Consider the following 17765-nt stretch of genomic DNA (forward strand, 5'->3'; position numbering starts at 1 on the left):
GATGACCCGGATCGCGTGCGCACAGATCGCACCCCAGCTCGGAGCCCCCGACGCCAACAGCGGTGTGATCGTCGAGCAGATCCGAGCTGCCGTCACGGCCGGCGCCGATGTCATCGTTCTTCCGGAGCTCGCCACCTCTGGGTACATGTTCGACGACGCCGACGAGGCCCGGGCGCACGCCCTGCCGGCCGCCACCACGTCGTTCGCGAACTGGATCGGCGCGGCCGGTGACGCGATCGTCGTCGGCGGCTTCCCGGAGATCGGCCCGGACGGGCTGCTGTACAACAGCGCGGTCATGCTCGATGCCACCGGCGTGCTGGGGTTCTACCGCAAGTCACATCTGTGGGACCGGGAGAAGCTGATCTTCACCCCGGGTGCCGCGGTCCCGCAAGTGCTGGCCACCCGGCACGGCGCCATCGCCGTGATGATCTGCTACGACCTGGAATTCCCCGAGCTGACCCGGCCGGTGGCCTTGGCTGGGGCCGAACTCATTGCCGCACCGGTCAATTGGCCGTTGTTCCCGCGGCCCGAGGGTGAGCATCCGGGTGAGGTGATCAATGCCATGGCCACCGCACGGGCCAGCAAGGTGGCCGTGGCCTGCTGTGACCGCACCGGCGTGGAACGTGGCCAGCCGTGGACCGAAGGCAGTGTGGTGGTCTCACCCGACGGGTGGGTACTCGACAGTGTGGGGTCCGGCGCGGGTATCGCCATCGCCGACGTCGACCTTTCGGTGACCCACGACAAATCGTTGACCGCTCACGTCGATCTCTTCGGCGACCGGCGCCCCGAACTGTACTGAGCCCGTCAGCGGGTGGACTTCACGATCTGCGCGAAGTTGAACTGCCAGCGCTCCACGATGTGGAACCCCATCCGCTCGGACACCTGGTACGCCGGTGCCCGGCGCAACCGCGGGCCGGGATCCAGGCCCGGGCCGCTCTGGTGGTCCGGCACGGACGCGTCCCGTTGCGACACCGTCCACAGCACCGTGCACTTGCGGACCTGGTCGGCCACCCCCCAGATGCCCAGATGTGCGTCCCAGAGCCGGTTTCGGTCCGCGGCGCGCGCGCCACGGCCCGGGTCCACCAACTTGGCGTAGGCCGCGGGCCGGGCCGCGGTCAGGGGCCGGATCGGGCCGGGTAGCCAGGTGGTGGTGTTGTCCATGATCAGGCAGTCCCCGGGGGCGGCGTGCGCGGTGACGATATCGGCGACCTGGCTGAAATCCATACCCTCCTTCGCGTACGGGCCGCGCTGGACCACCAGGAAGTTCGGGGTGGCGGCGACGGCGAGCACTGCCACCGCGGCGGTGGCCCGCTCGCGGGTCCGTACGAGGGCCACGATGCACACACCGAGCAGCAGTGCCATGGCCGGGGCGGTGTAGGTCAGGTAACGCGGGTAGTAGATCGGTTCGGCCACAGCGGAATACGCCAGCATGACGGCGGTCGGCAGTATCACCCATGCCAGCGCGAGCCGGATCAGGGCCTGTGCGCCGGGGTCGGTCGGCCGCAGTCGCCGGAACACCAGCGGGAGCGCAAGAATCGCTGCGGCGCACACGGCGAACGCCAGGCTCTGATCGAAGTACTGCTTCTTGAGAAGCTCGCCGAATGTGCCGGCCGACAGCGGAGAGATCCAGTGCACCTGCGCGATCTGGGTGCGGCAGAAGAACAGGAACGGCGCGACCGCGGTGACCGCGGTGCCGGTCGCGACCGCCCAGGCGACCGCCGGCCGGCGGGCTCTCAGGGTCGCCACATGGGCCGCGTGCACCAGCACCAGCAGCACCATGAAGACGTTGAGCACGGTGGCCAGCGCCAGGCCGGCGCCGTACCACGCCCACAAACCGGGTCGCTGCCGGCGCGTGGATACGACCAGCAGCACCGTCAGCCACACGGCGACCGCTGCGGTCAGCGCGTAGGACCGCGCCTCGATCCCGGCCCACGTCATCCTCGGCAGGATCGCGAACACCACACCCGCGGTGACCGCCGAGGAACGGCCGACGAATTGCCGGGCCAGCGCCACCACCCCGGCGGCGGCGACGCCGACGGCCAGGCAGCTGGAGAATCGGGTCCAGAACTCGGTGGCGGGGAACACCGTGAACCACCCGTGCATCAGCAGGTAGTACGCGCCGTGCACCGCATCGATATTGCCCAGCAGACCCCACAGCTGGCCGACGGTGCGGGTCCCCGCGGAGATGGTGGCCGCCTCGTCGAACCACAGCGAAGGGCGGGCCGCCCCGGCCGCGCTCACGACTACGGCGAAGACTCCGACCAGGACACTGTCGAGTCCGCCGGTGCGCAACCGGGCGGCCGGATCACGCCGGCCCAGCGTGAGCTGTGACAGTTGCACCTGGCGGACCCCCGATTTTCGCTATAGGGCAGAACCGTAATACCCGGCCCGCGGTGCCGCTACCGCACGTCGGTGCGGGTCCGGTGTTCGCCGACGGGACGGCACCGGATACATGTTCTCGGACAGTGATTTTGCCGCCGACATGGCACCGCCATGTCGGCGGATGTCGACCCTGGACGCCGTTGAGGTGCCAAACATCGGCGCAGTGAACGAAATTCGGTACCGTTGTGACCCTCGGCAGGGGCCGGACGGGCTTTGACGCAGGTCACGTCCAGCCCATGTCCTGCATCACCAAAAGGCCTGATCCGGACGCCTGACCGATACCATCGGTATTCGAAAGGCGCCAACGGGACGGTGGTCGGCGCGCCGGGTGTCGCGAATCGCGCCCACGGCCGCCGAGCAAAGGGTTACTGTCTGCGTTGGCTTAGCTACTGACACTTGGAGGGCATGAATGAGCGCCTATCGGACCGTGGTCGTCGGCACGGACGGATCTGATTCGTCACTGCGTGCCGTGGAACGCGCCGGAGAGATCGCTGCTGGAGCGGGCGCGAAACTCATCGTCGCGACGGCATACTTCCCGCAGAGCGAAGACCACCACGCCGCCGACGTGCTGAAGGACGAGGGCTACAAGACGACCGGCAACGCCCCTATCTACGCGATCCTCAAGGAAGCGAGCGATCGCGCGAAGGTCGCGGGCGCGAAGGATATCGAGGAGAAGGCGATCGTCGGGGCACCCGTCGATGCCTTGGTCGACCTGGCCAATGATTCCGGAGCGGATCTGCTGGTGGTCGGCAACGTCGGTCTTTCGACCATCGCGGGCCGGCTTCTGGGCTCGGTGCCCGCGAACGTGGCACGTCGGTCGAAGGTCGACGTGCTCATCGTGCACACGTCCTGACATCACGTCCGAAGGCCCGGCACACTGCGGTGTGCCGGGCTTTTTGCATCTCCGGCCGTTGATGGACTTTACAAAAGTACGATGAAATGTCACGGTGTCCGGGTGGACGTGCCGCTATCCGATCAGAGTCGTGCGCTCCGGCGGGGCCGTGAACCGGTGAGAATTCCGGCCGGGCAGGACATCTGGCTCTCCGGGCGGCCGGGTCCCTCGCCGACCTCGAGTGGAGTCCGATGAAATTCGCGTTCACGCATCCAATGCACAGCCATCCGTACAACCCCGAATTGGTCGGCGGGGCCGGGGTGGCGGCGGTGGCCGTGGCAGCGGAGAAGGCGGGTTTCGGCGGTTTCGGATTCACCGATCACCCGGCCCCCACCGAGAAATGGCTGCGGGCCGGCGGGCATGACGCCCTGGATCCGTTCGTGGCCATGGGGTTTGCCGCGGCACACACCACGACCCTGCGGCTGATACCCAATGTGGTGGTGCTGCCGTACCGCAACCCCTTCGTGGTCGCCAAAGCCGGTGCGACGCTCGACCTGTTGTCGGGTGGGCGCTTCACCCTGGCCGTCGGCGTCGGTTACCTCAAGCGTGAATTCATGGCCCTGGGCGTCGATTTCGAGGAGCGGGCAGGCCTGGTCGACGAGGCACTGCAGGTGATCCGGGCCATCTGGACCACCGATGACTACAGCTTCGAAGGCAGGCATTTCACGGCCGCGGGGGTCACCGCTCATCCCCGCCCGGCCGTCGCCCCGCCCATCTGGGTCGGCGGCAACACCGGCGCCGCCAGGCGCCGCGCCGCGCTGTACGGCGACGGATGGTGCCCGTTTCCCGCACCCGCGGTGCTGGCCCAGACCGCCCGGACGGCATCGCTGGAATCGCTGGCGGAACTCGAAGTGGGGATCGGCGATCTGCGGCGGCGTCTCGACGAGACCGGTCGCGATCCGGCGACCGTCGACATCACCTTCAGCAACAGCCAGGGCGGCGTACCCGGTGCGGACGGCTTCGACGCCGCCGCCTACCTGGACGGTGTCGCCGCGCTGGCCGACTGCGGTGTCACCTGGATCCAGGTGCAGGTGCCCGGTGACAGCCTGGCCCACGCTGTCGAGGCGGTCGAGCAGTTCGGCGAGCAGGTCATCGCCAAGCTCTGAAGACAAAATTCGGTGACTCCGGCGGAGAAATTGCGGACAGACCACTTGTCGCGGTGCCACACTCGGCACTGACGGGAGGTCGACGATGACCGCAACACTGACTCATACCGGAATCCCACCCCGCAGGAACGGTGCACCACCGCCCGACGTGCCGCTCGGCGATATCGATCTCGGCTCGCTGGAGTTCTGGGAGTGGGACGACGACCTGCGCGACGGTGCTTTCGCCACCCTGCGCCGTGAATCGCCGATCACCTTCTTCGGGGTGCCGGAGTTCGCCGGGTTCCCGTCGGGGGCGGGGCACTGGGCGCTGACCACCTATGACGACGTGCGTCACGCCAGCCGACACCCTGAGATCTTCAGTTCCAGCCCGACCAGCACCTCGCTGTCGGATGTGCCTGCCGAGATCTCCGAGTTCTTCGGCTCGATGATCACCCTCGACGATCCGCGCCACCTGCGCTTGCGCGGCATCGTCAACCGGGCCTTCACTCCCAAGGTGGTGGCGCGCATCGAGGACAGTGTGCGCGAGCGGGCCCGCCGGCTGGTCGCGCAGATGGTCGAGCGGCACCCGGACGGCGAGGCGGAATTCGTATCCGAGGTGGCCGGCCAACTGCCGCTGCAGATCATCTGCGATCTGATGGGCATCCCCGAGGAGGACGAGGCCGAGATCTTCCACTGGACGACGGTGCTGCTCGGCGCAGGCGATGACGAAGTGTCCGGCGACTACGACGAAATCCTCAAGGTGTCAACGAATCTCGCCAACTATGGGATGAACCTGGCCGAACAACGGCGGGCCAAGCCGGCCGAGGACCTGACCACCAATCTGGTGCAGGCCGAGGTCGACGGCGAGCGACTGAGCTCCGCGGAGATCGCCTCGTTCTTCATCCTGCTGTCGGCGGCGGGTAACGAGACGACACGCAACGCCATCAGCCACGGGATGGTGGCGCTGACCCGCTATCCCGAGCAGCGCGATATCTGGTGGCAGGATTTCGACCGGGTGGCTCCGACGGCGGTCGAGGAGATCGTCCGGTGGGGCTCACCGCTCATCTTCATGCGACGCAACCTGACCGAAGACATCGAGTTGCGCGGCATCCAGATGAAGGCCGGCGACAAGATCTCGATGTGGTACGCCTCGGCCAACCGCGACGAGCAGAGGTTCGCCGACCCCTACCGGTTCGACGTGACCCGTGACCCCAACCCGCAGATCGGCTACGGCGCCGGCGGCGCGCACTTCTGTCTGGGGGCCAACCTGGCCCGCCGCGAGGTCCGGGTGGTCTTCGACGAGCTGTACCGCCAGGTTCCCGACATCGTCGCGACCGCCGAGCCGGCGATCCTGCGGTCGGCCTTCATCCACGGGATCAAGCGGCTGCCCGTGGCATGGGATTGAGCCCGGCCCCGCGATTCACCAGCCCGTCGATCCGGGGATGCCCTTGAAGGGACCGGTCACCCAGCTGGTGATCCATCCGCCGTAGAAGCCACCGGGCTGCGGCAGGACCTCCTCGCCGTTCACGGTGCAGCGGTCGACATCCGCGGCCATCACCGCGATTGCTCCGGTCAACGGTGCGAAGTCGCGCGTCGGCTTGAGGTAGGTCCACGCCGCCCGCTTCGCCACGACCGACCCCGACACCAGGTCGTAGTAGCTGGCCGCGCCCTTCCACTCACACCACGTCCACTCACCTGACGACGAACCCGCCGCGTCGCGCAGCACCCCGTCACCGAATGCCGCGCGAGGCAGGTAGTACGTCGGCGGATGGCTGGTCTCCAGGACTCGCCAGCCCCGTTCGGTCGACGCGATCCGCTCGCCGCCGAGTTCGACGGTGATCGACCCCCGGAACTCTTCCAGCCGGGGCGGGCGTGGGTAGTCCCACACCGATTCCTGACCGGGGCCCGGTGTGTCGGGGACGGGCCGGCTGCTCATCGGGTCACCACCCGCGGGCGCGCCATTCGGCGAGATGGGGCCGCTCGGCACCGAGAGTGGTGTCATCGCCGTGGCCCGGATGCACCACGGTTGAATCCGGATAGCGGTCGAACAGCTTCGTGGCCACATCGCCGAGCAGCCGCTCGAAGTCGCCGTCCTTCCACGTCTTGCCGACCCCGCCCGGGAACAGGCAGTCCCCGGTGAACAGATGGGTGACGTCCCCCGCCCCGTCCCCGCCGCCGCGCAGCGCCAAGGCGACCGACCCCTCGGTGTGACCCTGCAGATGAATGACGTCGAAGGTGAGCTCGCCGATGTCGATGGTGTCGCCGTCGGAGAGGATGCGGTACGGGGTGACGGGTAGCGGTTCGGCGTCCAGCGCGTGCGCTGCGGTCGGTGCACCCGTGGCCTCGGCCACAGCTTGCAGTGCCTGCCAGTGGTCGAGATGCTGGTGGGTGGTGACGATGAGCGAGACCTCGGGGGCATACGTGTCGATCAGCTCGATGAGCCGGTCGGCGTCATTGGCCGCGTCGATGAGCAGGGTTTTCCCGGTTGCGGAACAGGTGATCAGGTAGGCGTTGTTGTCCATCGGGCCGACGGATGCCTTGATGATGGTGGCCGCGGGCAGGGTGCGCCGGGCCGCGGTCCCGGGGTCGACGTGACCGGTGTAGTCGTCGCTGACGAGGCTGTGTGGGCTGTTCACAATCCCACGCTAGCGGGCTTGTCGGTGCCGGCACCTAGCATGGGGCCTGGATTCTTGTGCCTTGCGCAGGAACGGAAAGGGTGGAGTGTGTCTGACCGTCTGATCGTCAAGGGTGCGCGCGAGCACAATCTGCGTGGCGTGGACCTTGACCTGCCCCGCGACGCGATGATCGTGTTCACCGGTTTGTCCGGGTCCGGCAAGTCGTCGCTGGCTTTCGACACGATCTTCGCCGAGGGGCAGCGCCGCTACGTCGAGTCGTTGTCGGCCTACGCCCGGCAGTTCCTCGGGCAGATGGACAAACCCGATGTCGACTTCATCGAAGGCCTCTCGCCGGCGGTGTCCATCGACCAGAAGTCCACCAACCGCAACCCGCGCTCCACCGTCGGCACCATCACCGAGGTCTACGACTACCTGCGTCTGCTGTACGCCCGGGCCGGCACGCCGCACTGCCCGGTGTGTGGGGAGCGCATCGCGCGGCAGACGCCGCAGCAGATCGTCGACCAGGTGCTGGCCATGGAGGACGGCACCAAGTTCCAGGTGCTCGCGCCGGTGGTGCGTACCCGCAAGGGCGAATTCGTGGATCTCTTCGACAAGCTGAACTCGCAGGGTTACAGCCGGGTGCGGGTGGACGGGGTGGTTCATCCACTGACCGATCCACCCAAGCTGAAGAAGCAGGAGAAGCACGATATCGAGGTGGTCGTCGACCGCCTCACCGTCAAGGCCAGCAGCAAACAGCGCCTGACCGACTCGGTCGAGACCGCGCTGGGCCTGGCCGACGGGATCGTCGTCCTCGATTTCGTCGACCGCGAAGACGACCACCCGCATCGCGAACAACGCTTCTCCGAGAAGCTGGCCTGCCCCAACGGGCATCCGCTGGCCGTCGACGACCTGGAACCGCGGTCGTTCTCGTTCAACTCGCCCTACGGCGCCTGCCCCGAATGCACCGGGTTGGGCATCAAGAAGGAGGTCGACCCGGAGCTCGTCGTCCCCGACCCGGAGTTGACCCTGGCGGAGGGAGCGGTGGCACCGTGGTCGATGGGCCACACCTCCGAGTACTTCACCCGCATGATGGCCGGCCTCGGCGAGGAGCTCGGCTTCGACGTCGACACCCCGTGGAAGCGGCTGCCGGCCAAGGCACGCAAGGCCATTCTGGAGGGCTCCGACCACCAGGTTCATGTGCGGTACAAGAACCGCTATGGCCGCACCCGGTCCTACTACGCCGACTTCGAGGGCGTCCTCGCCTTCCTGCAGCGACGGATGGAACAGACCGAGTCCGAGCAGATGAAGGAACGCTACGAGGGCTTCATGCGCGACATTCCGTGCCCGGAATGCGCCGGTACCCGGCTCAAGCCCGAAATCCTCGCGGTGACCCTGGCGGCCGGGACCCACGGTGCCAAGTCCATCGCCGAGGTCGCCGAACTGTCCATCGCCGACTGCGCGGCCTTCCTCAACGCACTCACCCTGGGCACACGTGAGCAGGCGATCGCCGGGCAGGTGCTCAAGGAGATCCAGTCCCGGCTGGGCTTCCTGCTCGACGTCGGCCTGGAATACCTGTCGCTGTCGCGGGCCGCGGCGACGCTGTCCGGCGGCGAGGCGCAGCGCATCCGGCTGGCCACCCAAATCGGTTCCGGACTGGTGGGCGTGCTGTATGTGCTCGACGAGCCGTCCATCGGTCTGCACCAGCGCGACAACCGCAAGCTGATCGACACCCTGATGCGGTTGCGCAATCTGGGCAATACGTTGATCGTCGTCGAGCACGATCTGGACACCATCGCGCACGCCGACTGGGTGGTCGACATCGGCCCCTATGCCGGTGAGCACGGCGGGCGGATCGTGCACAGCGGTTCGTACGCGGACCTGCTGAAGAACCCGGAATCCCTTACCGGAGCCTATCTTTCGGGTAAGGAGAGCATCGAGGTCCCGGCCATTCGCCGGCCCGTGGACCGCAAACGTCAGCTCACCGTGGTGGGTGCGCGCGAGCACAACCTCAAAGAGGTCGACGTGGCCTTCCCCCTGGGGGTGCTGACCTCGGTCACCGGGGTGTCGGGGTCGGGGAAGTCCACCCTGGTCAACGACATCCTGGCGACGGTGCTGGCGAACAAGCTCAACGGCGCGCGTCAGGTCCCGGGCCGGCACACCCGGATCAACGGGATCGACCAACTGGACAAGCTGGTCCGCGTCGACCAGTCGCCGATCGGTCGCACCCCGCGGTCCAACCCGGCCACCTACACCGGGGTGTTCGACAAGATCCGCACCCTGTTCGCCGCGACCACCGAGGCCAAGGTGCGCGGGTACCAGCCGGGCCGGTTCTCGTTCAACGTCAAAGGCGGCCGCTGCGAAGCATGTTCGGGCGACGGCACGCTGAAGATCGAGATGAACTTCCTGCCCGATGTGTATGTGCCGTGCGAGGTTTGCCATGGCGCCCGGTACAACCGGGAGACCCTCGAGGTGCACTACAAGGGCAAGACCATCTCCGAGGTGCTCGACATGCCGATCGAGGAGGCCACCGAGTTCTTCGAGCCGATCTCCTCGATCCACCGCTATCTCAAGACGCTGGTGGATGTCGGGCTCGGCTATGTGCGGTTGGGACAGCCGGCGCCCACGCTGTCCGGTGGTGAGGCGCAACGGGTGAAGCTGGCGGCCGAATTGCAGAAGCGGTCCACCGGCCGCACCGTCTACATCCTCGACGAGCCCACCACCGGTCTGCATTTCGAGGACATCCGCAAGTTGCTCAAGGTGATCAACGGTCTTGTCGACAAGGGCAATTCGGTCATCGTGATCGAGCACAACCTGGATGTCATCAAGACCTCCGACTGGATCGTCGACATGGGTCCCGAAGGGGGTGCAGGTGGCGGCACCGTCGTCGCGCAGGGCACCCCCGAGGATGTGGCGGCCACGCCGGAGAGCTACACCGGGCAGTTCCTCGCAGAGATGCTCGGTATGCCCGCGCCGGTATCCGCGCCTGCCCCGAGCCGGAAGCGGCGCAAGGTCAGCGCGTAGCGGACTTCGTCAGCGGGGAGGGGAACCGCGGTTTCACCCGCACCCCGTCCAGCCAGGCGGTGAGCTCGTCAGCCTTGTGCTGCAGAGTTTTCCGTGCGCTCGCGGTGACATCCGCCGTCAACTGCAGGTGCACTCGGCCGTCCTCGTCGTGCACCCAGCCGCCCACCACGCGGCCATCTACCCAAGTGGTCGGCCCGGCATTTCCATAGCGGTCGAACACCTGCTCGCGGTGACCGTCCAGGTACCAGTCGCGGTCGAACCAGCCCATGGTGGTGACATCCAGGCCGGGGAGCAACGCGCACCATGGTTCGGCCGCAGGCTCGGGCTCCAGGTCATCGGGCAGCGCCACACCGGGGGTGCCGTGCAGATCCACCTGCACCGCACCGACCTGGGCCAGGGCGCGCCGCGTCCACGTCAGGGTGTGGCCGAACCACCAGGCGATATCCGCGACGGTGGCCGGCCCGAAGGCGCGCAGCCAGGTGCGGACCAGCTCGGTTCCGGCCGAATCGGCGTCGGCGGACGCACCGTCACCCAGCCAGGACGTCCGCGACGCCCACAGCGGCCGCGATGTCGTCCACGCGCCGGTGTTCGGGCCACGGACGATATCGCCGCGCACCGACAGCACCGTCAGCACCCGGGGTGACACCGGCGTCGCTCCGCCCCAGGGTTTTCCGGGTGCGGGGTCGTAGCTGCCCGCGAGTTCGGGCAGGGCAGTGCGCAGCTGCGCCGCACCGGTCGGTCCGTGTGTGTCCAGATATGCCAGCACCGCCGCGCACGCGGTGTCCAGCCACGCCGCACCGTCCGTGGCGATCCCGCCCTTCTCGACATCGGCGATCAGCTTGCGCCGTTCGTTGGCCGCCACCCGGTCGCTGGCTGCCGCCTGCACCGCGGCCAGACTCTCGGAGCCGACCACCCACAGGGTGCGGCGCATCGCGAGATGTTTGACCAGGGACCGCCGCTCGTACAACGCACTGTCGAGATCGGCGACGGTGAATCCCGGCATCCGCGCCCACAGCGACAGATAAGGGGTCGCCGGATCGCTGGCGTGCAGGCCGACCAGTGCCGAGGAGACGCTCTCCGCGCTGCCGCCGCGCGAGGCCAGGAAATGCCGTCGGGCCAGCCGGGCGCGCCGCTCCTCGACCGTGAAGGACCTAATCGTCACCACCGGCACGGGGTTTCTCGGGCTGATCCATCGACTCCCGGATCTGGCGCAGGCGTTCGGCAGCGGCTTCCTGACGCTTCTCGTACTGCTCAGTCACCGAGCGGCCCTCCGGCGTCGCCTCGGCCAGTTCGGTGGCGCCGATCGCGGTACCGAACCTGTTCTCGATCTTCTCCCGGACCGACTCGAAGGTCGGTACACCGCTGGGGTCGTACCCGGGATCCGGTGGGGTGGCGGGCAGCACCGGTGCCGGTGGCACGGGTTCCGGCGGGACGGAAGACTGCTGCTCATCGGCCATATCGCCACGATACCCACCGCGAAGTTTGGGATCGGTAGCAAGGACGCCCGGATGTACTTCTCCCACGCCGCGCCACCGGGGCGCCGGGCGAAACGAAGGGACTCTCACGAAATGACGAAGAATCGCGTTCTGGTTGCAGGCATCGGAATGGTCGCGGCCGCCGCGGTACTGGTCGGCTGCTCCGATGACAGCTCATCGAAGGGCAGCACGCCGTCGGCCAACAACGGCAGCACCCAGGTCAGCTCGGGTGGTGGCACCGAGGTCAAGGTCGAGGGCCAGGACCTGTCCGGCCTGGACGTCAAGACGGTGACCTGCGTCAAGCAGGGCGGCAAGATCAACATCGCCAGCGGTGCCATCGGCGGCCAGCAGGGCCTGGGCGTCGTGATGACCGACGAGGCAACCCCGAAGGTCGAGTCGCTGGGTCTGGTGGTGGACGGGAACGCCCTCGCCGTGGCCTCCATGGGCGGTGCGAACACCGGTTCGGCAGATGTGAAGGTGGACGGCAGCACCTACACCATCACCGGTGAAGCCGCCGGCGCCGACCTGAAGAACCCCATGGCCGGGATGATCAGCAAGAAGTTCGAGATCAAGGTCACCTGCAACTGATCGTCCACCGTCGGGGCGACGCGAAGACACCCGGTGGCGGCGGGCGCGCCTGGCGCGCCCGCCGTCTTCGGTGGCCCACTTATGATGGCCCGATGTCGATACCCGACGACCTGGAGCGGGCCCGGCGGCTGGCCTTCGCCTCGGATGAACTCGGGGCCAAAGAGCTGTTGCTCTCGCTGATGGCGCCGATCGAGGCGGCCGACCGGGACGACCTGATGCTGGAGGTTCTCGCTCAACTCGGCGAGATTTACCTGGTGCGGACGGCTTATGACGGAGTCACCGAAGCAATGAAACGTATCGACGACTGCCTGCAGACCTATCGCGGCATCCGGGCGGGTACGCGGCCCGAGGACGCAGCGCAGGTCACCATGACCGCGGCCGAAATCGACCACATGGTCTGCCGTTACACCCGGCGCGCCCGGTTTCTGCAGACTGGTTTGGCCGCCGCGCACGGTGAGCACGAGGCGGCCGCGGCCGCACTGCACCAGCTGGCCGAGGATCCCGGCAGGTTCGACGACCTGACCGCCGAGCATGCGTACCTGGTGACCCATGCCCGCATCCTGTGCGCGGCCGCCCTGTGTGATGACGATCTTCACGTCCAGTCACTTCCCTTGTGGGAGAAAGTGTTCGATGCCCTGGACGGCCCGGGGGACGACACCGAATTCGACGATACCCTGCGTGTCCTGGCCGGCACCGGCTACGGACGTTTCTGTGTCGAGACGGGCCGCCTGACCGAGGCCGAACCCTGGCTGCGCCGGGCCGGGGCCCGCGCCCTTGCACGTGGGTGGGATCTCGCCACGGCCAGAACCGAATTGGAGCGCGCCACCGCGGCGTGGGCGGCGGGGGACCGGGCTCGCGCCCAAGATCTGGTGCACGGCGCCTATCCGGTCATCGCCGAACACGCCCGCGCCCACGATGTCTCGCGCAGCTGGCTGTACTTCGGCCTGATCAGCATCTCGGTGGGAGCCCTCGACGACGCCGACGAGCGTCTCAGCCATGCCGAACGGCACTGGCGTGAGATCGAAAAGCCGCTGCACATCCACCGAATCCTGGTGCAGCGCAGCTGGGTCGACATCCTGCGCGGTGACTTCGCCGCCGCCGGCGACCGTGTCGCGGAGGCGCGTGAGCTACTCGACAGCTGGCCCAGGAGCAGCTGGCTGCAGTACGCGCGGCTCGACGACCATCTCGGATCGATCCTGCGGGCGGAGGCGCTCGCGGACACGGAGACCGCCGAGGAGAAGTTCGCGCGGGCCGCCGATCTCAAGGTGCCGGCCGCGCTGGCCGTCGACACGGTGCGGCACACCATTGCCGACGCCGACGCCCGGATGAGATGGGCCACCCATGTCTCGGGCCGCCTGCTGGCCGGGGCATTCGCCGTCGCGTGGGAATGGGGTAACACCGGCCTGGTCAGCGAGCTCATCGAATACCATTGCGCGCGAGGCGCATTCAGCGTTCCGCAATCACCACTGACGATGGGTTGGGCGGACACCGCGACCGCGGCGGTGCCCGTCGACGACGCCGACGAATACGCGTTGGTCGCGTCCGGGCCGGGATCGACGGCCGGGGGAGCGCTCACCAGGCTCGGCCCGCTACCGCCGTTGCGGATGGACCCGGCCACGGGGCCGGTCCTGGCGCGCTACCGCGAACTCGCGCAACAGCGGTACGGCAAGACCGTCACCTCTGCCGAAGCCGAGTGGTCCACCTGGCCATGAGCGAAACCACCCTGGTCCTGCGCTACGCCGACGTCGGCGTGGCCACCTACGGCAGCCTTCGCGTCGTCGGGCAACCGGACCGAACCGTCACCTGGGTGCTCGACGAGCCCGCCCTCGGTGCGGTGCGCGACCGGCTCGGCGAGGCGCTGCCCGACCCGCGTCCGGGCGAGACGATCCGGACCGCGCTCGAACGTGCGCTCACCACCGGGGCGTTCGCGGCGCCGGCGGCCGAGCAGGAGATGGCCGAACTCCTGGGCGCGGGGCTGATCCCGGCCGCCGGCTGGGAGTTGATCGTCGGCGCCGCGGGGGACGCGCCGGCCACGCTCTTCGTCGCGCCGACCGCGGGCCTGGCTCAGGTGCCGTGGATGGCGCTGGCGATGCCGGACGCACCGGGGCGACGGCTGATCGAACTCGCCGACATCCTGTTGGCCGCGCCGCCCAACATCGCCAACGCCCCGCGAAAGCCGGCGAGCTGGGCGCAGCGGCGCGATCACGCGGCACTGCTGATCCTCGACCCGCGCGTGCCCGGCCAGCGACCGGACTCCGCGCTCGGCTCGGTGCTCGGCCGGCCCGACCCCACCGGTCCGCTGACCCGTCACTTCGCGCAGCGCCGGGCCCACCGTGACGTGCTGCCCCAGGTGGAGTCGACGGTCGAGCTGTTCCGCAGCACGCAAGCCGATCGCAGGTGGTTCGCCGGCCAGCTCGCGGCGGCGCCGAGCCGATTGTTGTTCGTCGGCCATGCCACCGCCGCCGACGGTGAGGTCGGCCACGCCGACCGCGCATCGGTGCATCTGGCCGACGCCAGTCCGCTGTCGGCCGCGGACCTGATGACCGCGCAGTTGCCGATCCCGCCGCGGGCGGCGCTACTGGCCTGCTCCTCGGGTGGCGACTACCGGTTCGACGAGGCGACCGGACTGGTCGCGGCACTCATCCTCGGCGGTGCCGTGCTCGTCACGGCCACGCTGTGGTCATTGCCCACCGCCGCCGGCTACCGCCAGTTCAGCGGCACCGCAACGGAATCCATCGATCCGATGGCCGAAGTCGTCATCGCCGTCGACTCCGCGCACGAAGCGGTCGAGGCGGGCCGGGCGGTCAACGCATGGCAACGCTCCCAGCTGATCCGCTGGCGTGACGGTGACGGTGCCGCGAGTCCGCTGTACTGGGCCGCTCTTGCCACCTTCGCGGTGGACGGTGCGCGATGAGCCCTCAACGCGGGTCCGGGGCGGCGACCGCGACCGACGACTCGTCGCCGGGACGGTAGTAGGTGTCGACGATGCTGCCAGGAGTGAAGCTCGCCAACGACGCTTCGGGAATCATCGTCGTCTCGCGGGCCGCGAACTGTCCTCCGTCGGGACGGGTGACCATGATGTCGAGTTCGACCTCGTGGCAGTCCGCGCAGAAGTCGCCGGTGAGGCGCAACCCGACGATCACGCCGCGGGATCGCACCATGGCGGTCGTCGGGACCAGCAGGACCGCGGCCGTTCCGCCGAACAGGAAGCTGAAGAAGACCAGGGTGGGCAGGGTAGGCATGCGTTCACCCTGGACGACATGCGCGGCTACCGAACCCAACTTCTATCCTGTTGCGATGAGCGCAGCCCCCGATACGCCGGTGGCCGTGCGGCAACCCCGCCGCGCGGTGATCGAACAGGCGTGGCGCGCCATCGGTGCCGGTGTCGAGGTGCTCAGCGCCGATGACGGCGGACCGTTGAGCCGGACGGTCAAACGGATCATCGATCCGCTGGTGCTGCGTCTGCGCTCCAACACCAGGTATTCGGCGCCGTTCGTGACGGCGGACGTCGCCGCCGAGATCCACGACGCGATCGTCGGTCACGCCGATACGCTGCGTGCCACCGCACGGTGGTTCGACACGCTCAAGCGGGAACGCCGCAGACAGCGCATCACCACCGGCAACGCCCAGGAACTCTATTTCCCGCTGTGTTTCGAACTCGCGGTCACCAAGGGTGCACCGTCGGACGAGGACCTGGCGGGCGCCGGAGTTCTGCTGCGCGACATCCACTCCGACCGCGATCGCATGGCGATCGAGGTACTCAATCGTCACATCGGGGACGACGCCGTGGTCGCGGCGTTGACGGCCCAGCTCGCCCGCAGCTGGCGCGATGTGCGTGCAGGCAACGAGATCACCGGCCCCTTCCTGGCCGGGCTGGGCACTGTGCTCGGCAGTGTCGACGGGCACAACGCCGCGGTGGCCCGGCAGCGGGTGTGGTCGGCGTTGGTGGCCGACGCAACCCCGTACAACCTCGGGGCCGCGGCACATTCGGCCGGTGCCGAACTGCCGTGGTCGATCGTCGATCTGGGGCTGAGTTCCGCTGCACCGCAACAATGTCCGACCATCGCCGGTGGTGAGGGGGATCGTCCGCTGGACCGCAGCGTCGTCGACCGCGTGCGGGCGACGCTGCGCCGGGCACTGGCCCGTGACGAACTGCCCGATGTGCCGTTGCTGTGCGCCGAAGAGGTCGATCGCGTCTGCTCGCCGTGGGGCCTGCTGGGCGAGGACAAGCAGGCGACGCTGATCGCCGGTATCGAGATCGCTGTCGATCTTGCGCCGCTCGACGAGACGGCGCAGGCCCGTCATGACCTGTCGCGCCATATCCAGGCCAGGCTCCGCAAAGAGGCGTATGTGCTGCACGCGCGGCGCTATCTGGCCGGCGACGCCCCGATCCATCCGCGCCAGCAGCTGATCGTCGACGAACTCGCCGCATTCTGCCGGCCGTATCTGAACCGGTTGTGGGCCCGCCTGCACGGCCGCGACGTCTGGCAGGAGCCATGCTCCGACGTCGATGACGTCCGCGAGCTGTTGGAGGGCGTATCGCGTTCGGTCAGCCTGGATCACCGTCAGCGGATCAAAGCCATGCTCGAAGCGCAGGACCTGTCATGAGGTTCGTCGAGGAATCCGGATTGTGGTCCACCGGACCGGCACCCGCGCCGGTGCCGCTGACGGCCGTGCTGGAGGTCGCGGGCGCCGTGTTGTCCTGGCCGGTGGACCGCCCAGCCGCCGACGTGCACCTCGCCTTCACGGATCCGGCGCGGGCCGACTGGCTCTGGCGGGTGGTCGGGGAGCGTGGGCACGATGCGATCGCCCGCGCGCTCGAGGCGGCCGCCGGAGATCCGGTCGACGTCGGGGAAGTGACTTTCGACGCTGCGGCACTGGAACCGTTGCGGCGGTTGGCGCTGGGACACTGGCTGCGCCGATGGTGGCCGGCCAGTAGCCGCGACGGTATCGCCGAACTCGATCCGGCGATCCTCGCCGGTGAACTGGCGCTTCTGACGACGGCCGCCGAGGCGTATTTCGCCGACGACACCTTCGACTCGGACGTGGCCGAGCTGTTGCGCCCACACGTTGCCGTGCTCGATGCGCAGGCAGCGCTCGGTGACCCGCGCATCGGCGAGATCGCCCGCGCCTGTGCTGAATTGGCCGAGGATATCGGGGCCGCCGGGGTAGTCCCCGTCGCCCCGGCACGGGTGGGTCGCCGAGACGACTACGCGCTGGTCGCCGGTGCGGACCGAACCGGCACGGCGGCGTCGGGCATCGCCGCAGGCGTGACGTCGGTGAGCTGGGCGGCCGTCCCGGCCGGCATCTTCGATGCGGCCGAGGACACGGTGGACTGGCGAGTGGTATCCGCCGGCGGCGTCGTCAGCGTGGTGGTGCGGGCGGAACTCGGCGGACCGCACTCGCCTGCGGGTATCGCGGTGGGGGTGACGGCGGGCGAGATCGGTGGCTCGGGGTCGCTGGACGACACCGGCGCCGCGACGATTCCCTTGCTCGACCGCTTGGGTGGTCCGGTGCCCGAACCGGTGGCCTGGAACCGTGATTGGCGGGACACCACGGTGACGGTCGGGGGCGGCGCCACCGAGACGGCGCAGGAACGCGAAAGGGTCCGGGCCATGGTGCGCGACCGGTTACGCCGGCCGGGGCGGGACGCGTTCCTGGCCGAGATCCTGGCTGCCGAAGCCGACTACTGAGCCACGCCGACCGA

16 protein-coding genes are annotated in these 17765 nt (G+C 68.6%); 10 read left to right on the forward strand and 6 right to left on the reverse strand.

Translation table 11 applies throughout. The features are described 5' to 3' along the window. Position 1: 1 nt before the first annotated feature. Entirely contained in the window at positions 2-799 is a 798-nt protein-coding gene (locus FHU31_RS22980; protein WP_167162743.1) for a nitrilase-related carbon-nitrogen hydrolase, read from the forward strand. 5 nt (positions 800-804) lie between these two features. Here FHU31_RS22980 and FHU31_RS22985 read toward each other — a convergent pair whose 3' ends face one another. After that, a complete protein-coding gene (locus FHU31_RS22985; protein WP_263988238.1) occupies positions 805-2340 on the reverse strand; it encodes a glycosyltransferase family 39 protein in 1536 nt (511 codons plus the stop codon). Between the two features lie 451 nt (positions 2341-2791). Here FHU31_RS22985 and FHU31_RS22990 point away from each other — a divergent pair, with 451 nt between their 5' ends. From FHU31_RS22990 to FHU31_RS23000, 3 genes are all read left to right on the forward strand, one after another. Further along, positions 2792-3235, forward strand: coding sequence for a universal stress protein (locus tag FHU31_RS22990; protein WP_167162745.1), 444 nt, complete (start codon positions 2792-2794; stop codon positions 3233-3235). A 230-nt stretch (positions 3236-3465) separates the two neighbouring features. Then, positions 3466-4380: an LLM class F420-dependent oxidoreductase gene (locus tag FHU31_RS22995; protein ID WP_167162747.1), complete on the forward strand. Its 915-nt coding sequence runs from the start codon at positions 3466-3468 to the stop codon at positions 4378-4380. 85 nt (positions 4381-4465) lie between these two features. Then, entirely contained in the window at positions 4466-5764 is a 1299-nt protein-coding gene (locus tag FHU31_RS23000; RefSeq protein ID WP_167162748.1) for a cytochrome P450, read from the forward strand. A gap of 15 nt (positions 5765-5779) precedes the next feature. Here the strand turns inward: FHU31_RS23000 and FHU31_RS23005 are convergent, their stop codons facing one another. Together FHU31_RS23005 and FHU31_RS23010 are read right to left on the reverse strand one after the other, a co-directional pair. Continuing rightward, the gene (locus FHU31_RS23005; protein ID WP_167162750.1) at positions 5780-6295 is read right to left on the reverse strand and encodes a DUF427 domain-containing protein; all 516 of its coding nucleotides are present in this window, start codon (positions 6293-6295) and stop codon (positions 5780-5782) included. Positions 6296-6299: 4 nt separating this feature from the next. Next, complete coding sequence (locus FHU31_RS23010; protein ID WP_167162752.1) at positions 6300-6995, reverse strand: MBL fold metallo-hydrolase; 696 nt, start codon at positions 6993-6995, stop codon at positions 6300-6302. An 87-nt stretch (positions 6996-7082) separates the two neighbouring features. Between FHU31_RS23010 and uvrA the strand changes: the two genes are divergently transcribed. Further along, the gene (gene uvrA / locus FHU31_RS23015; protein WP_167162753.1) at positions 7083-9995 is read left to right on the forward strand and encodes an excinuclease ABC subunit UvrA; all 2913 of its coding nucleotides are present in this window, start codon (positions 7083-7085) and stop codon (positions 9993-9995) included. Here uvrA and FHU31_RS23020 read toward each other — a convergent pair. Next, entirely contained in the window at positions 9985-11151 is a 1167-nt protein-coding gene (locus tag FHU31_RS23020; RefSeq protein ID WP_167163017.1) for a winged helix DNA-binding domain-containing protein, read from the reverse strand. The genes uvrA and FHU31_RS23020 overlap by 11 nt on opposite strands. Further along, a complete protein-coding gene (locus tag FHU31_RS23025) occupies positions 11147-11452 on the reverse strand; it encodes a hypothetical protein (RefSeq protein WP_167162755.1) in 306 nt (101 codons plus the stop codon). The genes FHU31_RS23020 and FHU31_RS23025 overlap by 5 nt, the downstream gene beginning before the upstream one ends. 111 nt (positions 11453-11563) lie before the next feature. Here FHU31_RS23025 and FHU31_RS23030 point away from each other — a divergent pair, with 111 nt between their 5' ends. From FHU31_RS23030 to FHU31_RS23040, 3 genes are all read left to right on the forward strand, one after another. After that, positions 11564-12058, forward strand: a complete 495-nt coding sequence (locus FHU31_RS23030) for a lipoprotein LpqH (RefSeq protein WP_167162757.1) — start codon at positions 11564-11566, stop codon at positions 12056-12058. A gap of 92 nt (positions 12059-12150) precedes the next feature. Further along, positions 12151-13770: a hypothetical protein gene (locus FHU31_RS23035; RefSeq protein WP_167162759.1), complete on the forward strand. Its 1620-nt coding sequence runs from the start codon at positions 12151-12153 to the stop codon at positions 13768-13770. Continuing rightward, positions 13767-14972 carry a CHAT domain-containing protein gene (locus FHU31_RS23040; protein ID WP_208411147.1) on the forward strand — a complete coding sequence of 402 codons (1206 nt, stop codon included), beginning with the start codon at positions 13767-13769 and terminating at the stop codon, positions 14970-14972. Before FHU31_RS23035 ends, FHU31_RS23040 begins: the two co-directional genes overlap by 4 nt. A 4-nt stretch (positions 14973-14976) precedes the next feature. Here FHU31_RS23040 and FHU31_RS23045 read toward each other — a convergent pair whose 3' ends face one another. After that, positions 14977-15300, reverse strand: coding sequence for a hypothetical protein (locus tag FHU31_RS23045; protein WP_167162763.1), 324 nt, complete (start codon positions 15298-15300; stop codon positions 14977-14979). Between the two features lie 55 nt (positions 15301-15355). On the opposite strand from FHU31_RS23045, the gene FHU31_RS23050 reads away from it, so the two are divergent. Both FHU31_RS23050 and FHU31_RS23055 read left to right on the forward strand, forming a co-directional pair. Continuing rightward, complete coding sequence (locus FHU31_RS23050) at positions 15356-16666, forward strand: hypothetical protein (protein ID WP_167162765.1); 1311 nt, start codon at positions 15356-15358, stop codon at positions 16664-16666. Continuing rightward, on the forward strand, positions 16663-17751 hold the full coding sequence (locus FHU31_RS23055; protein ID WP_167162767.1) for a hypothetical protein: 1089 nt from the start codon (positions 16663-16665) through the stop codon (positions 17749-17751). The genes FHU31_RS23050 and FHU31_RS23055 overlap by 4 nt, the downstream gene beginning before the upstream one ends. Positions 17752-17765 lie beyond the last annotated feature (14 nt).

The organism is Mycolicibacterium fluoranthenivorans, assembly GCF_011758805.1.
Lineage (GTDB): Bacteria > Actinomycetota > Actinomycetes > Mycobacteriales > Mycobacteriaceae > Mycobacterium > Mycobacterium fluoranthenivorans.

Coding starts and splice junctions, on each gene's coding strand:
- FHU31_RS23025 (WP_167162755.1), bottom strand. CDS start 11,452: ATGGCCGATGAGCAGCAGTCTTCCGTCCCGCCGGAACCCGTGCCACCG.
- FHU31_RS23055 (WP_167162767.1), top strand. CDS start 16,663: ATGAGGTTCGTCGAGGAATCCGGATTGTGGTCCACCGGACCGGCACCC.
- FHU31_RS23045 (WP_167162763.1), bottom strand. CDS start 15,300: ATGCCTACCCTGCCCACCCTGGTCTTCTTCAGCTTCCTGTTCGGCGGA.
- FHU31_RS23005 (WP_167162750.1), bottom strand. CDS start 6,295: ATGAGCAGCCGGCCCGTCCCCGACACACCGGGCCCCGGTCAGGAATCG.
- FHU31_RS23030 (WP_167162757.1), top strand. CDS start 11,564: ATGACGAAGAATCGCGTTCTGGTTGCAGGCATCGGAATGGTCGCGGCC.
- FHU31_RS23040 (WP_208411147.1), top strand. CDS start 13,767: ATGAGCGAAACCACCCTGGTCCTGCGCTACGCCGACGTCGGCGTGGCC.
- FHU31_RS23000 (WP_167162748.1), top strand. CDS start 4,466: ATGACCGCAACACTGACTCATACCGGAATCCCACCCCGCAGGAACGGT.
- FHU31_RS22995 (WP_167162747.1), top strand. CDS start 3,466: ATGAAATTCGCGTTCACGCATCCAATGCACAGCCATCCGTACAACCCC.
- FHU31_RS23035 (WP_167162759.1), top strand. CDS start 12,151: ATGTCGATACCCGACGACCTGGAGCGGGCCCGGCGGCTGGCCTTCGCC.
- FHU31_RS22990 (WP_167162745.1), top strand. CDS start 2,792: ATGAGCGCCTATCGGACCGTGGTCGTCGGCACGGACGGATCTGATTCG.
- FHU31_RS22980 (WP_167162743.1), top strand. CDS start 2: ATGACCCGGATCGCGTGCGCACAGATCGCACCCCAGCTCGGAGCCCCC.
- FHU31_RS23050 (WP_167162765.1), top strand. CDS start 15,356: ATGAGCGCAGCCCCCGATACGCCGGTGGCCGTGCGGCAACCCCGCCGC.